The following is a 1,684-nucleotide window of genomic DNA, read 5'->3' as shown; positions in this document are numbered from 1 at the left end:
GTAGTCTTAAAAATACCCAGTCCCCCACTTCAAAACTTCTTTCACTACAATGTTGATCTGCTTGTTGTTTCATGCGATTTTGTGCCATGGTCAGGTTGTCCTTTAAGATTTGGAGAACTTGTTGTTGATTCTCGATGTGATCTTCCACTGCTTGAACCTTAGATTTTTCTTTTAGAGAAGAAGTGATGGAAGGAGGGTGGTATCCATAAAGTGCCATAAATGGTGTCATTTTTGTTGCAGTATGAAAGGAAGTGTTATACCACCATTCTGCCAAGGGTAACCATTTGAACCATTGTGTTTGTTTATCAGAGACAAAGCAACGAAGGTAGCCTTCCAGACATTTGTTCACTATCTCGGTTTGTCCATCAGATTGAGGATGATAGGATGAGCTATGAGCCAATTGAGTACCCAAACAAGAAAATAATTCTGTCCAAAAATGTCCAGTGAAGATGGGATCTCTGTCACTTACAATAATCTTTGGGCTGCCATGTAGCTTTTGAAAAGTGTGTGTACTTGGTCAGTCTATCAACAATCACCATGATGACACTCTTTCCTTCAGACTTCGGTAACCCTGTGATGAAATCCATGGAAACCTCCTCCCAGTGCTAACTTGGGATGGATAATGGTTGTAAAAGACCTGGGGTCTTAATTGTTTCCACCTTATTTTGTTGGCAAACCAAACATTCTGCCACAAACCTTTGAACATCAGTTTTAAGGCCATCCCAAAAAAAATCCTTCTTGACTCTATGGTAGGTTTTCAAAAATCCTGAGTGCCCTCCTACTAGAGAGGTGTGCAATTCCAATAGTACCTTTTGTTTGAGTTGGGATTTCTTACATAAATATAAGCGATCTTTGTACCATAGTGAATCATTTTTCCATGTAAATGTATATGATGCACTGGAATCCTGCTGCAACCTTTGAATGAGAGTCCACACTTTTTCGTCATTCTTCCATTCATCCCTTGCTTCTATTATCCAATCGGGTTGGATGATCGAGATAGCACAGAGAAAGGCCTCAACATCTTCATCCTTTCTTGAGAGTGCATCTGCCACAACATTTTGCTTCCCCTTTTTATAGACGATTTCAAAATCATAACCCAATATCTTGGTTACCCATTTTTGTTGTTCTTCTGAAGATAGTCTTTGTTCCAAGAAGTATTTAAGACTATCATGATCTGTTTTGACCTTGAAGTGCCTACCTATTAGGTAAGGACGCCATTTCTTCAATGCATGTAGTATTGCCATCATTTCCTTCTCATAAATGGGTTTGTGTAAGTCCTTTCCCTTGAGTGGTCGACTTTCAAAAGCCAGGGGCCTTCCTTCTTGCATTAGGACAGCACCAATTCCATTTCCCGAGGCATCACATTCCACAATAAAGGTTTTTGTGAAGTCTGGAGTGGTCAAGACAAGAGCTTTACACATCACCTCTTTAAGTTGTTCAAAAGCTTTAGTTGCCTCTGGAGTCCATGAAAATGCATCCTTCTTAGTTAGTGTCGTTAAAGGTGTTGCTATTCTTCCATAGTTCCGAACAAACTTGCGGTAGTAACCTGTCAAACCCAAAAATCCTCTAAGATTCTTTAATGTTTTGGGAATCGTCCAGTCCATCATGGCCTTAATCTTGTTAGGGTCTACCTTGACACCTTCATGAGATACAATATGACCCAAATACTCTGCCTCCTTTACTC

2 protein-coding genes are annotated in these 1,684 nt (G+C 40.0%); both read right to left on the bottom strand.

Annotation, left to right across the window (positions count from 1 at the left end; translation table 11 throughout):
* Positions 1 to 412: hypothetical protein (locus tag NUW87_RS11300; RefSeq protein ID WP_269028616.1), on the bottom strand; the 412-nt coding region annotated here is incomplete at its 3' end.
* Between the two features lie 193 nt (positions 413 to 605).
* Positions 606 to 1,684: RNase H-like domain-containing protein (locus NUW87_RS11295; protein ID WP_269028615.1), on the bottom strand; the 1,079-nt coding region annotated here is incomplete at its 5' end.

Origin of the sequence: Corynebacterium pilbarense, assembly GCF_026930265.1 — a bacterium.
Taxonomy (GTDB): domain Bacteria; phylum Actinomycetota; class Actinomycetes; order Mycobacteriales; family Mycobacteriaceae; genus Corynebacterium; species Corynebacterium pilbarense.
This window is presented reverse-complemented; position numbering and strand designations above follow the sequence as displayed.